17 protein-coding genes are annotated in these 17,600 nt (G+C 73.1%); 11 read left to right on the top strand and 6 right to left on the bottom strand.

Annotation, left to right across the window (positions count from 1 at the left end; translation table 11 throughout):
* Positions 1-24 precede the first annotated feature (24 nt).
* The 5 genes from OHV05_RS28950 (at position 25) to OHV05_RS28930 (ending at position 6,822) form a co-directional block, all read left to right on the top strand.
* A complete protein-coding gene (locus tag OHV05_RS28950; RefSeq protein WP_405020292.1) occupies positions 25-1,086 on the top strand; it encodes a branched-chain amino acid aminotransferase in 1,062 nt (353 codons plus the stop codon).
* 294 nt (positions 1,087-1,380) lie between these two features.
* Entirely contained in the window at positions 1,381-2,793 is a 1,413-nt protein-coding gene (locus OHV05_RS28945; RefSeq protein WP_405020291.1) for a family 2B encapsulin nanocompartment shell protein, read from the top strand.
* Between the two features lie 87 nt (positions 2,794-2,880).
* Positions 2,881-5,124, top strand: coding sequence for a germacradienol/geosmin synthase (locus OHV05_RS28940; protein ID WP_405020290.1), 2,244 nt, complete (start codon positions 2,881-2,883; stop codon positions 5,122-5,124).
* Between the two features lie 157 nt (positions 5,125-5,281).
* Positions 5,282-5,989 (top strand): hypothetical protein, encoded by a 708-nt coding sequence (locus tag OHV05_RS28935; protein WP_405020289.1) that lies wholly within the window; start codon positions 5,282-5,284, stop codon positions 5,987-5,989.
* 65 nt (positions 5,990-6,054) lie between these two features.
* The gene (locus tag OHV05_RS28930) at positions 6,055-6,822 is read left to right on the top strand and encodes a hypothetical protein (RefSeq protein ID WP_405020288.1); all 768 of its coding nucleotides are present in this window, start codon (positions 6,055-6,057) and stop codon (positions 6,820-6,822) included.
* 60 nt (positions 6,823-6,882) lie between these two features.
* Here OHV05_RS28930 and OHV05_RS28925 read toward each other — a convergent pair whose 3' ends face one another.
* Positions 6,883-7,305, bottom strand: a complete 423-nt coding sequence (locus OHV05_RS28925) for a hypothetical protein (protein WP_405020287.1) — start codon at positions 7,303-7,305, stop codon at positions 6,883-6,885.
* 102 nt (positions 7,306-7,407) lie between these two features.
* On the opposite strand from OHV05_RS28925, the gene OHV05_RS28920 reads away from it, so the two are divergent.
* The 4 genes from OHV05_RS28920 (at position 7,408) to cobM (ending at position 10,567) form a co-directional block, all read left to right on the top strand.
* Positions 7,408-7,749 (top strand): DUF5713 family protein, encoded by a 342-nt coding sequence (locus OHV05_RS28920; protein ID WP_405020286.1) that lies wholly within the window; start codon positions 7,408-7,410, stop codon positions 7,747-7,749.
* A 91-nt stretch (positions 7,750-7,840) separates the two neighbouring features.
* Positions 7,841-8,455, top strand: a complete 615-nt coding sequence (locus OHV05_RS28915; RefSeq protein ID WP_405020285.1) for an SAM-dependent methyltransferase — start codon at positions 7,841-7,843, stop codon at positions 8,453-8,455.
* Between the two features lie 106 nt (positions 8,456-8,561).
* Positions 8,562-9,815, top strand: a complete 1,254-nt coding sequence (cbiE, locus tag OHV05_RS28910) for a precorrin-6y C5,15-methyltransferase (decarboxylating) subunit CbiE (protein ID WP_405020284.1) — start codon at positions 8,562-8,564, stop codon at positions 9,813-9,815.
* Positions 9,812-10,567 (top strand): precorrin-4 C(11)-methyltransferase, encoded by a 756-nt coding sequence (cobM, locus tag OHV05_RS28905; RefSeq protein ID WP_405020283.1) that lies wholly within the window; start codon positions 9,812-9,814, stop codon positions 10,565-10,567. Before cbiE ends, cobM begins: the two co-directional genes overlap by 4 nt.
* Positions 10,568-10,825: 258 nt before the next feature.
* Here cobM and OHV05_RS28900 read toward each other — a convergent pair whose 3' ends face one another.
* Entirely contained in the window at positions 10,826-11,935 is a 1,110-nt protein-coding gene (locus OHV05_RS28900; protein WP_405020282.1) for a cobalt-precorrin-5B (C(1))-methyltransferase, read from the bottom strand.
* A 20-nt stretch (positions 11,936-11,955) separates the two neighbouring features.
* Here OHV05_RS28900 and OHV05_RS28895 point away from each other — a divergent pair, with 20 nt between their 5' ends.
* Positions 11,956-12,690 carry a cobalt-precorrin-6A reductase gene (locus OHV05_RS28895; protein WP_405020281.1) on the top strand — a complete coding sequence of 245 codons (735 nt, stop codon included), beginning with the start codon at positions 11,956-11,958 and terminating at the stop codon, positions 12,688-12,690.
* Here OHV05_RS28895 and OHV05_RS28890 read toward each other — a convergent pair.
* A complete protein-coding gene (locus OHV05_RS28890; protein ID WP_405020280.1) occupies positions 12,661-13,557 on the bottom strand; it encodes a S41 family peptidase in 897 nt (298 codons plus the stop codon). The genes OHV05_RS28895 and OHV05_RS28890 overlap by 30 nt on opposite strands.
* A 133-nt stretch (positions 13,558-13,690) precedes the next feature.
* Between OHV05_RS28890 and OHV05_RS28885 the strand changes: the two genes are divergently transcribed.
* Positions 13,691-14,176 (top strand): YcxB family protein, encoded by a 486-nt coding sequence (locus OHV05_RS28885; protein WP_405020279.1) that lies wholly within the window; start codon positions 13,691-13,693, stop codon positions 14,174-14,176.
* Positions 14,177-14,233: 57 nt separating this feature from the next.
* Here OHV05_RS28885 and OHV05_RS28880 read toward each other — a convergent pair whose 3' ends face one another.
* From OHV05_RS28880 to OHV05_RS28870, 3 genes are read right to left on the bottom strand one after another with little or no spacing between them, the layout of a single operon-like run.
* Positions 14,234-15,742, bottom strand: coding sequence for a precorrin-2 C(20)-methyltransferase (locus tag OHV05_RS28880; protein WP_405020278.1), 1,509 nt, complete (start codon positions 15,740-15,742; stop codon positions 14,234-14,236).
* The gene (locus tag OHV05_RS28875; RefSeq protein ID WP_403032107.1) at positions 15,739-16,365 is read right to left on the bottom strand and encodes a precorrin-8X methylmutase; all 627 of its coding nucleotides are present in this window, start codon (positions 16,363-16,365) and stop codon (positions 15,739-15,741) included. Before OHV05_RS28875 ends, OHV05_RS28880 begins: the two co-directional genes overlap by 4 nt.
* Entirely contained in the window at positions 16,362-17,564 is a 1,203-nt protein-coding gene (locus tag OHV05_RS28870) for a cobalamin biosynthesis protein CobG (RefSeq protein ID WP_405020277.1), read from the bottom strand. Before OHV05_RS28870 ends, OHV05_RS28875 begins: the two co-directional genes overlap by 4 nt.
* Positions 17,565-17,600 lie beyond the last annotated feature (36 nt).

The following is a 17,600-nucleotide window of genomic DNA, read 5'->3' as shown; positions in this document are numbered from 1 at the left end:
ACCCTCGACAAGGAGAGTCCCACCATGACCACCACCCTCGAGCCCACCGCCCAGGTCGTCGCGAACCCCGGCCACGGCGAGTCCTTCACCGAGCACATGATCAGCATGGAGTGGAACGAGCAGGACGGCTGGTCGGCCCCCGAGCTGACCTCCCTGCAGAACCTGTCCGTCCACCCCGGCATGATCGGCCTGCACTACGGCCAGGTCGCCTTCGAGGGCCTCAAGGCGCACCGCCGGGCCGACGGCGCGATGGGCGTCTGGCGCTCCGCCGACCACGCCCTGCGGTTCCAGCGCTCCTGCGCCCGGCTGGCCATGCCCGAGCTCCCGGCGGACGTCTTCGTCTCGGTGGTCGACCAGCTGATCAACGCCGACCAGGGCAGCCTGTCCGACGACCCGTCGCACAGCATCTACCTGCGGCCGATGATGTTCGGCACCGACACCTCGCTGATGCTGCGCCCGTCCCGGACCTACCGGTTCCTGCTGATGGCCTTCGTCGCGGGCGGCTTCTTCGGCGAGAACACCGAGTCGGTCTCGGTCTTCGTCAGCCACGACTACGTCCGGGCCTTCCCCGGCGGCACCGGCAACGTGAAGATCGCGGGCAACTACGCCCCGTCCTTCCTGGCCCAGCGCGAGGCGGAGGCGGCCGGCTGCCAGCAGGTGGTCTGGCTGGACGCGGTGGAGCGGCGCTACCTGGAGGAGATGGGCGGGATGAACATGTTCCTGGTCCGCGGCCGGGGCGCCGACGCCCGGGTGATCACCCCTCAGCTCACCGGCACCCTGCTCCCCGGCGTCACCCGCAACACCATCCTGACCCTGGCCGAGCGGCTCGGGCACCCGGTCGGCGAGGAGCGGATCACCCTGGAGCAGTGGCGCCGCGAGTGCGCCGACGGCACCGTCTCGGAGGTCTTCGCCTGCGGCACCGCCGCCGTGGTCACCCCGGTCGGCCGGGTCCGCGACCGGGACGGTGACTGGACCATCGGCGACGGCACCCCCGGCCCGGTCACCCGCGCCCTCCGCACCGCCCTCACCGACCTGCACCACGGCCTCGCCGCCGACCCCGAGGGCTGGCTGCACCCGACCCGCTGACGGTACGGCAGAAGGTGGGTCCGGGTACCTCCGGGCCCACCTTTTTTCGTTCGGGTACTTCCTTGAGCAGAAAATTCCGGAGTTACACACGTCATGCACATTCTTCACCTGATCAGGCGAGCGGACGACCGGATGAAGGGCCCGGGCCACGCGGACGATCTAGTGTCGTGAGCGACCGGGGGCGAGGGGTCGGCAGGGCCGCTGACATCGTCAATCCCGTTTCGCTCAAACATATTTGACGACCTGTCAGGACGACAGGCGGTCCGCCGTGACCATATGAAGGAGACCCGGCAGATGTCCGTCGACGCAAGCCTGGAGACCGCACAGGCGCAGGAGAAGCAGCTGAGCCTCGGCACAGCCGCTGCGCGCAATCTCGCCACCACGACCAAGTCCGCCCCGCAGATGCAGGAGATCACCTCCCGCTGGCTGCTCAAGGTGCTCCCCTGGGTGCAGACCGCCGGCGGGGCCTACCGGGTCAACCGCCGCCTGACGTACACGGTCGGCGACGGCCGGATCGACTTCGTGAAGACCGGCTCCGAGGTGCGGGTGATCCCGGCCGAGCTCGGTGAGCTGGCACTGCTGCGCGGCTTCGACGACCAGGACGTGCTGGTCGCGCTGGCCGGCCGGTGCGTCCAGCGCGAGTTCCGGGCGGGTGAGGTGCTGGCCGAGCTCGGCGAGCCGATCGACCAACTGCACCTGCTCGCGCACGGCAAGGTCAGCCGGGCCGGTCTGGACGCGTACGACGCGCCCACCCAGCTCGGCGTGCTGGCCGACGGCGACCGGTTCGGCGAGCAGAGCCTGACCGACGACAACGCACTGTGGGACTACACGGTCAAGGCCGTCACCAACGGCACCGTGCTCTCGCTCTCCCGGGCCGACTTCCAGAGCATCCTGGACGCCTCGCCCGCGCTCCAGACGCACGTGCAGGAGTTCCTGACCCTCCCCCAGCAGCGGCAGAACGAGCTGGGCGAGGCCGAGATCGCCCTCTCGGCCGGCCACTGGGGCGAGGTCCAGCTGCCCGGCACCTTCGTCGACTACGACGCCTCGCCGCGCGAGTACGAGCTGAGCGTGGCGCAGACCGTGCTCCGGGTGCACACCCGGGTCGCCGACCTCTACAACCAGCCGATGAACCAGACCGAGCACCAGCTCCGGCTGACCGTCGAGGCGCTGCGCGAGCGCCAGGAGTACGAGCTGGTCAACAACCCCGAGTTCGGCCTGCTGAACAACACCGACTTCAAGCAGCGGCTGCAGACCCACTCCGGGCCGCCCACCCCGGACGACCTGGACGAGCTGCTCAGCCGCCGCCGGGACACCGACTTCCTGCTGGCCCACCCGCGCACCATCGCCGCGATCGGCCGCGAGTTCAACGCCCGTGGCCTGTACCCGGACCACGTGGACCTGCACGGCTCCAAGGTGCCGGCCTGGCGCGGGGTGCCGATCCTGCCCTGCAACAAGATCCCGGTCAGCAAGGACCGGACCAGCTCGATCATCGCCATGCGCACCGGCGAGGAGAACCAGGGCGTGATCGGTCTGCACCAGACCGGCATCCCGGACGAGTACCAGCCGAGCCTGTCGGTCCGCTTCATGGGCATCGACGAGAAGGCGATCATCTCCTACCTGGTCACCGCCTACTACTCCGCCGCCGTCCTGGTGCCGGACGCGCTGGGTGTGCTGGAGAACGTCCAGATCGCCAACGGGCGCGACTGATCCATCGGTTGGGCGTCGGGCGGTCCGGCCGTGGCCGGGCCGCCCGACGCCATGTCAGGGGAGACCCACGAAAGGCTTGGCACGCCGATGGCGCCGCAACCCTTCCAACTGCCGGACTTCTACATGCCGTACCCGGCCCGGCTGAACCCCCACCTGGAGAGCGCCCGCGAGCACTCCAAGGCCTGGGCCCGCGAGATGGTGATGATCGAGGGCTCCGGGATCTGGGACGAGGACGACTTCGACCGGCACGACTACGCGCTGCTCTGCGCGTACACCCATCCGGACTGCGACGCGGCCGAGTTGGCCCTGATCACCGACTGGTACGTCTGGGTGTTCTTCTTCGACGACCACTTCCTGGACATCTTCAAGCGCAGCGGCGACCTGGTCGGCGGCAAGGAGTACCTGGACCGGCTGCCCGCCTACATGCCGCTGGACGACGGCCAGGGCCACCCGGAGCCGACCAACGCGGTCGAGGCCGGGCTCGCCGACCTGTGGGCCCGGTCCGTACCGGCCATGTCGATGGGCTGGCGGAAACGTTTCGCGGTGGCCACCAAGGCGCTGCTGGACGAGTCGATGTGGGAGCTGGCCAACATCAACGAGGGCCGGGTCGCCAACCCGATCGAGTACATCGCGATGCGCCGCAAGGTCGGCGGCGCGCCCTGGTCGGCCGGTCTGGTGGAGCACGCGGCGGGCGCCGAGGTGCCGGACGTGATCGCGGCCAGCCGCCCGATGGAGGTGCTGCGGGACTCCTTCTCGGACGGGGTGCACCTGCGCAACGACCTGTTCTCCTACCAGCGCGAGGTCGAGGGCGAGGGCGAACTCTCCAACGGCGTCCTGGTGTTGGAGCGCTTCCTGAACTGCTCCACGCAGGAGGCGGCCGAGCGGGTGAACGACCTGCTGACCTCCCGGCTCCAGCAGTTCGAGCACACCGCGCTGACCGAGGTACCGCTGCTGCTGGCCGAGCACGGGCTGGACACCAGGGCCGCCGCCGACGTGTTCGCGTACGTCAAGGGGCTGCAGGACTGGCAGTCCGGCGGCCACGAGTGGCACCTGCGCTCCAGCCGGTACATGAACGAGTCGGCCGGTGCCGACGCCGCGCTGCCCGGCTACCTGAGCGGCCCGTCCGGGCTCGGCACCTCGGCCGTCCGGCTGTTCGGCTCGGTCGCCCGGACCATGCCCACCCGGCTGCGCAGCTTCAGCCGGACGCCGTTCGAGCAGGTCGGCCCGACCGAACTGCCGGACTTCTACCTGCCGTTCAAGAACGACCTGAGCCCGCACCTGGCGCAGTCCAGGGAGAACGTGGTCGGCTGGGCGCACCGGATGGGCCTGCTGGACCTGGTCCCCGGCGTGCCGGGCTCCGGGCTGTGGACCGAGGAGAAGCTGCGCGCGTACGACTTCGCGCTCTGCTCGGCCGGCATCCACCCGGACGCCACCCTGGAGCAGCTGGACCTCACCACCTCCTGGCTGACCTGGGGCACCTGGGGCGACGACCTCTACCCGCTGGTCTACGGCCGCACCGGGGACATGCTCGGCGCCAAGCAGCTGCACCAGCGGATGCTCGGCCTGATGGCGGTCGAGGGGGTGTCACCGGTCACCCCGGTGCACCCGATCGAGATCTCGCTGGCCGACCTGTGGCAGCGGACGGCGGGCCCGATGCCGGTCGAGTCCCGGCGGGACTTCCGGGGCGCGGTCGAACGGATGCTGGAGAGCTGGCTCTGGGAGCTGGCCAACCAGATGCAGAACCACATCCCGGACCCGGTGGACTACATCGAGATGCGCCGGCAGACCTTCGGCTCGGACCTCACCCGGGCGCTGGCCCGGCTGGCCCGGGGCAACAGCATCCCGCCGGAGGTGTTCCTCTCCACCCCGATCGTCGAGCTGGAGGCGGCCGCCGCCGACTACTCCTGCATGATGAACGACGTCTTCTCCTACCAGAAGGAGATCGAGTTCGAGGGCGAGCTGCACAACGCGGTGCTGGTGGTGCAGAACTTCCTGGACTGCGACCGGCACCAGGCGCTGGACATCGTGAGCGACCTGATGACCAGTCGGATGAAGCAGTTCGAGCACCTCACCGAGATCGAACTCCCGGCGCTGCTGGACGAGTTCGGGCTCGAAGCGGAGGCCAGGAAGGAGCTGGAGGGCTACGTCCAGGAGATCCGGCACTGGATGTACGGAATCCTGGTCTGGCACGCCGGCTGCGACCGCTACAACGAGGCCGCACTGCAGCGGCACTTCGCCCCGACCATCACACCGGTCCGGCAGCCGCTCGGCGGTCCGACCGGCCTGGGGACGTCGGCCGCCAGAGTGCTGGAGCTGATCGGCCGAAGCTGATCCCGACGGAGGGGTCCGGGTGCGCACCCGGGCCCCTTCTTCGGCACACCGTCCAATTCGAGAACCAATCACACTGGCTGACGATCGGTTAGCCCTTTCGAGGTATTCAGTGTCCAACTGGAGAACCTATCCACCCGGTCGCTCGGTGATCTTCCACGTGAGCGACAACTCCCCTTCGACAGCGCGCCGATGGCTCTGGCGAGCCGTCACGGTCGCCGGCGCGACCGCGCTCTGCTCGGCGCTGGCCGGGGCGGCCGCTCCCGGTGCCCCGCAGGACCACGGGAACCAGGCCGGGTTCGGCTACGAGTGGTGCGTACGGGTCGAGGTGGGCCTCGCACCGGTCACGGTGGACGTCACCACCGGGTTCGCGCTCGGCCGGGAGGACGGCCAGGGGCACGGCCACTGGCCCTGGCCCTGGCCGCCGCACCACCACCCGTGCCCGCCCAAGCCGACGCCGACGCCCTCGCCCAAGCCGTCCCCGTCGCCGACCCCCAAGCCCTCGCCGACCCCGACTCCGCCGCCCTCACCGACCCCACCGCCGCCTCCGCCCCCGCCGCCTTCCCCCAAGCCGAAGGTGACGCCGCGTCCGACCCCGTCGCCGACGCCGACCCGTGCGGTGGTCCCGCCTCCGGTGGTCACCCCGCCCCCGTCGCCGCCGCCGCCGACCGTGACGCCACCGCGCCCCGCTCCCTCACCTGCCGTAACGTTCCGCCACCCGGCCCCCGTCCCGGCTGCCGCCCCGCCCAAGCGGACCGGCATGCCGCCGACCAGGACCGTGCTGCTGGTGACCGTCCCGGCCGTCCTCGCCGCCGGGGCCCTCCGCCCCCGCGGCCGCTCGTCCGGCGGTGGCCGTGGCCGCTCCTGAACCCCCGCTCCCGGCGAGCACCCCGAACCCTCACCGTCACCGGAACACCGAATTGGAGCTCTCTCATGTCTGAGTGGGTGGCACTCCTCATCGCCATGGTCGCAGTCTGCGCCGTGGTGCTGGCGGTCGTCGTACTGCGACAACGTCGGGTCGGTGAGGACGACGACCCGTCGGAGACGCCGGACGTCATCGAGTACATGACGATGATGATCGGCGTGGTCTACGCGATCGTCCTCGGCCTCGCCATCGCCGGCGTCTGGGAGGGCATGGGTTCGGCCCAGGCCGACACCCTGCGCGAGGCCCAGGCCCTGCACGAGGTGAGCGCCCGGGCCGAGGTGCTGCCGCCCGACGTCCGGGACAAGGTCCGCAGCGAGGTCGACGCCTACGTCTCGTACGTGGTGAAGACCGAGTGGTCCTACATGTCGGAGCACGAGGAGATCTCCGCCGAGGGCACCGACCTGCTCGCCCAGCTGCGCCGGACGGTGACCGAACGGGCCCCGCAGACCGAGCTGGAGAACCAGGCCTACCAGCCCATGGTGGACCGCATCGCCACCGTCGACGAGGCCCGCAACTCCCGTGGCCAGAGCGTCGGCCCGACCATGCCGGGCGTGGTCTGGTTCGGCCTGGTGGTCGGCGCCCTGGTCACCGTCGGCATGCTCTTCGCACTCCAGATCCGCCGCTCCACCCGGGAGTTGCTGCTCGCCGCGGCCTTCTCCGCCCTGATCGCCTTCCTGCTCTTCCTGATCTGGGACTTCGACAACCCCTTCGGCCGGGGGATCTCGGTCACCGCCCAGCCCTTCATCGACCTCTTCCCCGGCCTCGGCCTGGACTGACCCACCGTCACCCGTCCAGGGGCCCCGCCGGATCGCTCCGGCGGGGCCCTGACGCGTCCGTCACAGGAAGCGCCACCAGTCGTCCTGCCCACGGGCCCACGGATCCGGGCGCACCCGGGCCAGGTAGACCCGGTCCACCGCGCCCACCACGGACCGGAGTTCCCGGGCGGCGCGCAACGGCAGTGCACGGAGGGCCTGTTCGAGCAGGATCCGGCCGTCGAGGTCCGCCTCCTCGCAGCACGGGCAGAGGGGCTGCTCCCGGTTGGCGTACGGCTCGTGCCGGGCTCTGCCCCGGACGAAGCGTTCCCAGCCCTCGGCCGCGGCCGCGATGCCGCCGGGCCGGTCACGGGCGAGCTCGAAGGCGGCGACCGCCCGTTGGGCGGCTGCGGAGAGGCCGGGCACCACCCGGCGCAAATTGCGGTGGTAGGGCCTGGGCCCCCGGGCGAGGCCCGCGCGGACGCGGGCGGGCGGCTTACGCGCCATGGGCCTTTCGTCGGCTGTTCATGCCGGCATCCTGCCCAACGGCCCCGCTCGTCGTCACCGGGTTTTCCGGGCGCTGTCGGTGCGGCGGTGCAGGATGCCGCCATGACGATCACCAACCGGCAGGTGTCCGAACACCCGTTCCTGCGCGGGCTGTACGCGGACGACTACTACCCGGACCACGTCCTCGACCTGGGCAAGGCGATCCTGCTCCGGCTGTGCGAGCGGATCGAGGCCGAGCGGCCGGCCGACCTGGCGGCGCTGTACCTGCTCACCGAGGTCGCGACCGAGGAGTTCAACGCGCTGGAGGCCGCCTTCGAGGAGGCGGACAGCGAGATCGAGACGGTGGCCAGGGAGGAGATCGCCGAGGACTTCTGGTTCGTCGCCACCGCGTACGGCTTCGCGGACGCGGACGTGGAGGAGCTGATCGCTGCCCGGGACTGGTGAGACGGTTGCCGGTTCGGCAACGATCTTTGGCCCGGGGCGGGGGCCGGACGGAACATCGTCGGGTAGGCACCCGACGGACGGAGAGCACCTGATGACCACCGAACAGTTCTGGGACGAGCGGTACGGCCAGAGCGACCGGATCTGGAGCGGCGAGCCGAACGCCGCCCTGGTCCGCGAGGTCACCGGCCTCACCCCCGGCACCGCGCTGGAGCTGGGCTGCGGCGAGGGCGGCGACGCGATCTGGCTGGCCGGGCAGGGCTGGCGGGTCACCGCCTCCGACATCTCCCGGATCGCACTGGCCCGGGCCGCCGAGCACGCCGAGGCCCAGGGGGTCGCCGACCGGATCGACTGGCAGCGGCACGACCTCGCGGCCACCTTCCCGGCCGGCCGGTACGACCTGGTCACCGCCGGCTTCCTCTACTCCCCCGAGCTGCCCAGGACCGAGATCCTGCGCACCGCCGCCGAAGCGGTCACCCCCGGCGGCACCCTGCTGATCCTCGGCCACGGCCCCTGGCCGGACTGGCACCAGGGCCCCCGCCCCGACATCGAACTCCCCACCCCGGACGAGCTCCTCGCCGACCTCGCCCTCCCCGGCTGGCAGGTCCTCACCTGCTCCGAACACGAACGCACCCAGACCGGCCCCGACGGCCAGCCCCTGGTCCGGATCGACAACACCCTCAAACTCCGCCGCCCCACCACCGCCTGAGGTCCGGGCGGGCGGCACCGCCGGGTGCCGTGGGTGCCCCGGCGGGGCCCGGGTAGGCTGCCGGGTGCCCCTTCCGACCTGCGTGTTCCGTGCCGAGGTGTCCGTGTTGAGCAGTGTCCCGCCCGTTCTGCCGCCCGGGCCGCCGATCGTGGTGGCCGGGATCGGAGCCGACGGCTGGGGCGGGCTCGGGGAGCAGGCCAGGGCGGCGTTGCGGACGGCCGGGGTGGTGCTCGGCGGACCGCGCCAACTCGAGCTGCTGCCCGCCGAGGTGACGGCGATCCGGGTCGCCTGGCCGACGCCGCTGCGGCCCGCCGTCCCCGGGCTGCTGGCCGAGCACGCGGGCCGCGGCCTGGCGGTACTGGCCAGCGGCGACCCGATGTTCTTCGGGATCGGCCGGGCCCTCGCCGAGCTGGCGGGGGCCGAGCGGCTGAACGTCCTGCCGCACCCGTCCTCGCTCTCGTACGCCTGCGCCCGGCTGGGCTGGCCGCTGGAGTCCACCGAGCTGGTCAGCCTGGTCGGCCGGCCGCTGGAGACGCTGAACCTCGCGCTGCACCCCGGCCGTCGCGTCCTGGTGCTCAGCGCGGACGCCGGCACCCCCGCCGCCGTGGCCGGACTGCTCACCCGCCGGGGCTGGGGCGCGACCCGGCTCCGGGTGCTCGAACAGCTCGGCGGCCCGGCCGAGCACCACCTCGACGGCACCGCCGCCGACTGGCCGCACCCGCCCGGCGACCCGCTCAACGTGATCGCCCTCGACTGCGCCGAGGACGGTCCGCGCTCCTCCGTGGTGCCCGGTCTGCCCGACGACGCGTACGAGTCGGACGGCCAGCTGACCAAGCGTCACGTCCGGGCCGCCACCCTGGCCACCCTGGCCCCGGCACCGGGCGAACTGCTCTGGGACGTCGGCGGCGGCTCCGGCTCGATCGCGGTCGAGTGGCTGCGCGCGCACCGGGACTGCCAGGCCGTCAGCGTCGAACGCTCCCCCGTCCGGGCCGAGCGGATCACCCGGAACGCCGCCGCCCTCGGCGTGCCCCGGCTCCGGGTGGTCACCGGCCCCGCGCCCGCCGCGCTGCACGGTCTGCCGACCCCCGACGCGATCTTCGTCGGCGGCGGCCTGACCGCCCCCGGCCTGCTGGACGCCTGCTGGGCCGCCCTCCCGCCCGGCGGCCGGCTGGTCGCCAACACCGTGACGCTGGAGTCCGAGGCGCTGCTCACCGAGTGGTACCGACGCCACGGCGGCGAACTGCTCCGGCTGGCGGTGGCGCACGCCGTCCCGGTCGGCGGCTTCACCGGCTGGCGCCAGGCGATGCCGGTCACCCAGTGGTCGGTGGCCAAGGAAACCGAGAGGACCAACGAGGCATGACCGTCTACTTCATCGGCGCGGGCCCCGGCGCCGCCGACCTGATCACCATGCGCGGCCAGCGCCGGATCGCCGCCAGCCCGGTCTGCCTGTACGCGGGCAGCCTGGTGCCGCGCGAGCTGCTCGCCGAGTGCCCGCCCGACGCCCGGCTGGTCGACACCGCCGACCTGAACCTCGATCAGATCGTCGCCGAACTGGTCCGCGCCCACCGGGACGGCCAGGACGTGGCCCGGCTGCACTCCGGCGACCCCTCCGTGTTCAGCGCGGTCGCCGAGCAGATGCGGCGCCTCGACGCGGCGGGCGTCCCGTACGAGGTGATCCCCGGCGTGCCCGCCTTCGCCGCGGCGGCGGCCGCGCTCAAGCGCGAGCTGACCGTGCCGACGGTGGGTCAGACCGTCATCCTCACCCGGGTCTCCCGGCAGGCCACCCCGATGCCCGAAGGCGAGGACCTGGCCACCCTCGGCCGCAGCGGCGCCCTGCTGGTGCTGCACCTGGCCACCCGGTACGTGACGAGCGTGGTCGAGGAGCTGCTCCCGCACTACGGCGCGGACTGCCCCGCCGCCGTGGTCGCGATGGCCAGCCGCCCCGACGAACTGGTCCTGCGCGGCACCCTCGCCGACATCGCGGCCCAGGTCGAAGCCGCAGGCGTCCTCCGCACCGCCGTCATCCTGGTCGGCCGCACCCTCGCCGCCTCGCAGTTCCCCGACAGCCACCTCTACTCGGCCGACCGCGACCGCGACCACACCTGCAACTGAGCCTGCGGCTCCGCCGACTCTTTGGCAGGTGCTCAGCCCGCTACGGAGTCAGGGGCCCGGGGCTCTGCTGATGTGCGGCTCCGCCGCGTGGGCGACGCCGACCCTGGCAAGGTGATCCGTACGTAAATGGTCAGGCACTTTCGCAGTGACCCCGGCGCCAGATCTCCTCGCCCACGCGGCGGAGCCGCACATCAGCAGGGCCCCGAGCCCCTGGGTAGTGCAACTGAACGCCCTGCAAAAGGCGCAGCCCCGCAGGGCTCAGGCACGGCCGACGATGGTGCCCGCGCGGTCGATGCAGATCACGTCCACCGCGACCGGTGCCCCGCGCAGCACGTCGAGTGCGGTGGCCCGGGCCCCCGCCGCGACCAGGTCGCCGAGCGGGACCCCGGCGGCCGAGCAGAGCTGGATCGCCTCGAGCGCGGTGTTGGCCGCCGCCACGGCCGCCGTGAGTTCGGGGGAGGCACCGCCCTGCCGGGCCAGCGAGGCGAGGTGGCCCTTGTCGACCTGGGAGCGGGCCGAGTGCAGGTCGAGGTGCCCGGCCGCGAGCTTGGAGAGCTTGGCGAAGCCGCCCGCGATGGTCAGGCGGTCGACCGGGTGGCGCTTGACGTACTTGAGCACCGCGCCCGCGAAGTCGCCCATGTCGAGCAGGGCGTCCTCCGGCAGACCGTGCACCGCGGCGGCGACCTTCTCCGAGGTGGAACCGGTGCACCCGGCGACATGGGTCCGCCCGGCCGCCCGGGCCACGTCCACACCCCGCCGGATGCTGTCGATCCAGGCCGAGCAGGAGTACGGCACCACGATGCCGGTGGTCCCCAGGATGGAGAGGCCGCCGAGGATGCCGAGCCGGGGGTTCCAGGTGGAGCGGGCGATCTCCTCGCCGTGGTCGACCGAGATCTCCACCTCGACGTCGCCGGCGCCGCCGTACCGGGCGGCCACCTCGGCGATGTGATCACGCATCAGCTGCCGGGGCACCGGGTTGATCGCGGGCTCGCCGACCGGGATCGGCAGCCCGGCCTTGGTGACCGTGCCGACCCCGGGCCCGGCCCGGAAGACCACGCCGCTGCCGGGCGGGCCGAGCCGTACGGTGGAGCGGATCAGGGCCCCGTGGGTGACGTCCGGGTCGTCCCCGGCATCCTTGACCACCCCGGCCATCGCCCGGCCGTCGGCGAGCAGTTCGGCGGCCAGCGCGAAGGCGGGCCGCTGGCCCTTGGGCAGGGTGATGGTCACCGGGTCGGGGAAGTCGCCGGTCAGCAGCGCGGTGTAGGCGGCCGTGGTGGCGGCGGTGGCGCAGGCGCCGGTGGTCCAGCCGGGTCGCAGACCGCTGCTCTTGAGCTGTCCGGCCCGGCCTCCCGTAGTCTCAGCAGCCACGTACGTCCCCTGGAGTTCCGTTGCACATCCTGATCCTCGGCGGCACCACCGAAGCCCGTGAGCTGGCCGCCGCCCTCGCGGAGCGTCCCGCGCCACGGGTCACCAGCTCGCTGGCCGGCCGGGTGGCGCAGCCCCGGCTGCCTGCCGGGGAGGTCCGGGTCGGCGGCTTCGGCGGGGCGGGCGGACTCGCGGACTGGCTGCGGGCCGAGGCGGTGGACGCGGTCATCGATGCCACCCATCCCTTCGCCGGCACCATCAGTCGGAACGCGGCCGAAGCGGCCGCCCAGGTCCATGTTCCCCTGTTGGCCCTGCGTCGTCCCAGCTGGGTGCCGGTTCCCGGGGACCGCTGGCACCCGGTCGGCTCCCTGGAGGCGGCCGCCGCAGCGCTCCCGGCCCTCGGCAGCCGGGTCTTCCTGACCACCGGACGCCAGGGGCTGGTCACCTTCGCGGCTCTGGACGACCTCTTCTTCCTGGCCCGCTCGGTGGACGCGCCGGAGCCGCCGATGCCCCGGCGGACCGAGGTGCTGCTCGACCGGGGGCCGTTCACCCTGGACGGCGAGCGGGCGGTGCTCCGCGAGCACCGGATCGACGTGCTGGTCACCAAGGACAGCGGCGGCGCGGCCACCGCCCCCAAGCTCGCCGCCGCCCGCGAACTGGGCCTGCCGGTCGTGCTGGTGCGGCGTCCGGAACCGCCGGCGGGCGTGCCGACGGTCCCGGACGTCCCGTCAGCCCTGGGCTGGCTCGCGCAGCTGTGAGAGCGCGGTCTCCAGCGCCTGGTCGGCCGGCACCGCGACGTCCGGGACGACGCCGACGCCCTCCCAGTTGGTCCCGGTGACCGGGTTGATCGAGCGGGCGGTCGGCACCGTGACCATGATGTGCGGGGTGAGCGCGAACCGGTCGGTCGGGTGGGCACCGCCCCGGGTGGTCTCACCGATCAGGGTGGCGCGCTTGAGCGCCTGCAGGTTGTAGGCCAGCTCCTCGCCGCCGGAGAAGGTGAAGGCGGCGGTCAGCAGGGTCACCGGGCGGTCCAGGTAGCGCGGCGCCGGGAGGTGCGGGTAGGTCCAGTACTGCCGGGTGGAGTCGGTCTCCCGGTCGTAGATGTCGTTCAGGTGCACCTCGTCGTCGGCGAAGAAGAAGCTGCACCAGAGCGCGACCCCGTTCGGCGAGCCGCCCCGGCAGGTGCGCAGGTCGATCACCAGGCCGTCGGTGTGCGCGACCAGCTGCATGGCGGCGCCGATCGCCTGGTACCCGGCGTCGGCGTCCGGGATGAACCGCAGGTCGAGGTAGCCGACGTTGCCGTCCAGGTGCTCGGCCCTGGCGATACCGAAGTTGCCCTTGCGGTAGTACTCCGCCCAGCGCTCCTTCTCCTCCGCCGGCGAGTCCTCCTCCTCGACCGGCACCGCCTCGTCGCTCCAGAGCAGCCGCAGGTGCTTGTCGGGACACACCTCCTGGAGGTGGACGGTCACGGCCGCGCAGAACTCGGGCCCGGCCAGCCCGTCGTACGTGCCCTTCTCGGCGTGCCCGCGCAGCGCCTGCCCGATCCCGGCGGTCAGCTCGGGGAAGACGTACCGGGTGTCGATCTTGGACAGGGCAGCGTCGAGAATCTCGTTGTTGGAGGTCATGAGCGCGAATGGTACGAGCTGCCCCGCAGGACCACGACCGATTTACCGGACCCCCGTTCGGCGGTCGGACGGCCGGGAGGGATCATGAGGACCGGTGGGGTGGCCCCGCCCACCGCTGCCGCAGGAGCGTCCGATGAACATCAGCAAGACCGACCAGTTGACCCCCGGGGAGCTGCTCCGCGGACTGAAACTGGCCAGAAGGCCACAGCGGGTACTCGGCTGGACCCTCACCGCGCTCGCTCTGACCGCCGGATCGGCGAACCTCGCGCTGGGCAACCTCCCGATCGAGGTGGTCTCGTTGACGGCCGGAGCGGGCTACGCCCTGCTGCTGACGGTCGGTTACCGGGCCGTCGTCGCCCGGCAGAGCACCCGGCTCTGCCGCCCGAGCCGGGCGACCCTGACCGACGAGTGCTACCTGGTGGAGACCGACCTGGAGCGGGTCGAGGTGCGGTGGTCGACGCTGCGGCGGCTCCAGGAGACCGACGAGTTCATGCTGTTGCACGGGGCGAGGGGGGCGGTGGCGGTCATCCCCAAGCGAGCGTTCGAGGCAGCCGAGCTGGCGGAGTTCAGCGCCTTCGTCGCCCGGCACGACAAGGCCGCCGGAACCGGCGCCCGCTGACGGTGGACCGGCTCGGTGGGGAGCGCACGAACGGTCGCACGCTCCCCACCTTCCGGATCAGACCTCCGGGTACCGCCTCGGCGTCCAGACCACCTCGGTGCCGTTGTCCCTGGCCACCGCCTGGGTCTGCGAGGAGCCGATCAGCAGGATGGTCCGCATGTCGACCTCGGCCGGGTCCAGCTCGCCGAGCTTCACGGTGCGGACCCGCTCGGTCGGGCCGCCGACGTCGCGGGCCAGCACCACCGGGGTGTCGGCGGCGCGGTGCTCCAGCAGCAGGTCGCGGGCCAGCCCGACCTGGGTGGTGCGGGACTGCGAGCCGGGGTTGTAGAGCGCCAGCACCAGGTCGGCGGCGGCGGCGGCGCGCAGCCGGGCCGCCACCACCTCCCAGGGCTTGAGCCGGTCCGAGAGCGAGACCACCGCGTAGTCGTGGCCGAGCGGGGCGCCGGCCCGGGAGGCGGCCGCGTGCGCGGCCGTCATGCCGGGGACGATCCGTACCGGGACCGCGCGGTACGGATCGGCGCAGGCCGCCTCCAGCACGGCGGTGGCCATCGCGAAGACGCCCGGGTCGCCGGAGGAGACCACCGCGACCCGGTGGCCGCGCCGGGCCAGGTCGAGCGCGAACTCGGCCCGCTCGGCCTCCACCTTGTTGTCCGAGCCGTGCCGCTGCTGCCCGACCCGGACCGGCACCCGGTCGAGGTAGGTGGTGTAGCCCACCAGGTCGGTGGCGGCGGCGAGTTCACCGCGTGCCTCGGGGGTCAGCCAGAGCGGTCCGGCCGGTCCGGTGCCGATCACCACCACCTCGCCGGGGCCCTGGTACGCCGGCGCCGAGGCACCGGCCGCGACCCGGCTGGGCAGCACGGCGACCGAGAAGTAGGGCACCGACTCGGGGTCCACCTCCGCCAGCGGCGCGGTGCGCTCGCCCGGCATGGTGGCCCGCTCCACGTAGTACGCCTCGGCCAGCCGGCCGGAGCGCTCCAGCGCCCGCCGTACGGTCGGGAAGGTCCGGCCGAGCTTCATCACCACAGCCGAGTCGGCCGAGGCCAGCCGGGCCGTCAGCTCCTCCTCCGGCAGCGTGCCGGGCAGGATGGTGAGCGCCTCATCGGCCTCCACCAGCGCCTTGCCCAGCCGGGCGGCGGCGGCGCTGACCGAGGTCACCCCGGGCACCACCTCGGTCGGGTAGCGGTGCGCGAGGCGCTTGTGCATGTGCTGGTACGAGCCGTAGAACAGCGGGTCGCCCTCGGCCAGCACCACCACCGTGCGGCCCGCGTCCAGGTGTTCGGCCAGCCGGGCGGCGGCCTGCTCGTAGAACTCGTCCAGCGCGCCCCGGTAGCCGCCGGGGTGGTCGGTGGTCTCCACCGTGATCGGGTAGACCAGCTTCTCCTCGATCACGCCCGCGCGGAAGTACGGCGCCGCGATCGAGCGGGCGATCGAACGCCCGTGCCGGGCGCTGTGGTACGCCACCACGTCGGCCTCGCCGATCAGCCGGGCACTCTTGACGGTCACCAGCTCCGGGTCGCCGGGGCCGAGCCCGACGCCGTACAGCAGACCGGTCGTACGCTCCGTCATTCTTCCTCGCTCGCAATCGCGTTGATCGCCGCGGCCGCCATCGCACTGCCGCCACGCCGGCCCCGCACCACCAGGTGCTCCAGGCCGGCCGGGTGCGCGGCCAGCGCCTCCTTGGACTCGGCCGCGCCGATGAAGCCGACCGGGACGCCGATCACGGCGGCCGGACGCGGCGCACCGGCCTCGATCAGCTCCAGCAGCCGGAACAGCGAGGTCGGCGCGTTGCCGACGGCGACCACCGCGCCCTCCAGGTGCGGCAGCCAGAGCTCCATCGCGGCGGCGCTGCGGGTGTTGCCCAGCTCCTTGGCCAGCCCGGGGACGGCCGGGTCGGAGAGCGTGCAGATCACCTGGTTGTCGGCGGGCAGCCGCTTGCGGGTGACCCCGCTGGCGACCATCGACACGTCGCACAGGATCGGCGCCCCGGCCCGCAGCGCGGCCCGCGCGTCAGCGACCACCCGGGGCGAGTACAGCACGTCCCGCACCAGGTCGGTCATCCCGCAGGCGTGGATCATCCGCACCACGACCTGGGAGACGTCGGCCGGCAGGTGGGCCAGCTCGGCCTCGGCCCGAATGGTGGCAAAGGACTCGCGGTAGATGGCCGCGCCGTCCTTCTCGTACTCGATCACGTGGTCCTCCGGGCCTCGGCTACCGCCTCGGCCATCTGCTCCGTTGTCAGGTCCTGCGAGGTCTGTCCGTCATACCCGGCACCGTGATGCGCCGTCACCCGGTAGCCCTGCCCGGTGGCCAGCACGTCCACCCACTGGCCCGCCGGGTGCCCGCAGCGCCGCTCGCAGCCCGACCAGTGCACCGGCAGGCCGGGTACGCCGCGCTCCAGCGCCGCCGCCGCGTCCGTCCGGACGTCGGCCAGCGACTTGGCGCAGCCCGGTGCGCCGGTGCAGGCGGTGGCCCGCTCCCAGGCCGAGCCGGGCTCGGCCCGCAGGCCGTCCGGGGCCGGGCCGGTGGCGCCCGGGAGCACCACACTGCGCCAGGGGGTGATCCGCAGCTCGGGGGCGGCGTCGGCGAGCCGGCGCAGCTGCCCGGCGGTCAGCCGCCCGAACCGGGTGCCGACCACCAGGCCGCCCGCGAACGGGCCTGGCTCCGGCGGGTCGCAGGTCACCGCGGGCAGCGGGACGCTGCCGGGGTCGAGCAGGTCGGGGGCGTCCCGGACGAACCAGGCTCCGGTGCCGGTCGAGCGGAGCGCCCGGACGAACTCCTCGGCGGCGCCGAGCGCGGCCGACACCTCGTCACCCGGCGCGATCCGGCGGGCGGTGTCGGCCCGGCCGAGCCGGAGCAGCGCGCCGCCGCCGGGGGTTGCGATCAATGTCACATCGGCGTCCAGCGCCGCGACGTCCCCGCGTCCGTCGTCCAGCGCGAACAGGAAGAGCCCGGCCAGTCCGGCCGCCAACTCGCTTGCGCAGAGCCGCCGGTCGAGCTCGGTCAGCCAGCCGCGCAGGTCGGCGTGCCCGGCGCCGTCCAGCCCGGCGAGCGGGGAGGCGACGATGTTGCGGACCCGCTCGTGGGTCTCGGACGGCAGCAGCCCGGCCGTCCGCAGCCGGGCGCCCAGTTCCGGACCCGAGTCGGCGGACAGGCCACGCAGTTGCACGTTGCCGCGCGAGGTCAGCTCCAGCGCACCGTCGCCCAGCTGCTCGGCGATCCCGGCCAGCACCCTCGCCTGACGGTCCGTCAGCAACCCACCGGGCAGCCGGACCCGGGCCAGCGCACCGTCGTCGGCCGAATGCAGCCGGAGCGCCCCCGGACAGGCGTCGCCACCCGCCCGGTCGGGCGGACCGGGACGTGCTTCGGCAGCGGCAGGCGTGGGTGGCATGGCGGCGAGCATACCGACCATCGGCGCCTTCGCCGG

Origin of the sequence: Kitasatospora sp. NBC_00070, assembly GCF_045041205.1 — a bacterium.
Taxonomy (GTDB): domain Bacteria; phylum Actinomycetota; class Actinomycetes; order Streptomycetales; family Streptomycetaceae; genus Kitasatospora.
This window is presented reverse-complemented; position numbering and strand designations above follow the sequence as displayed.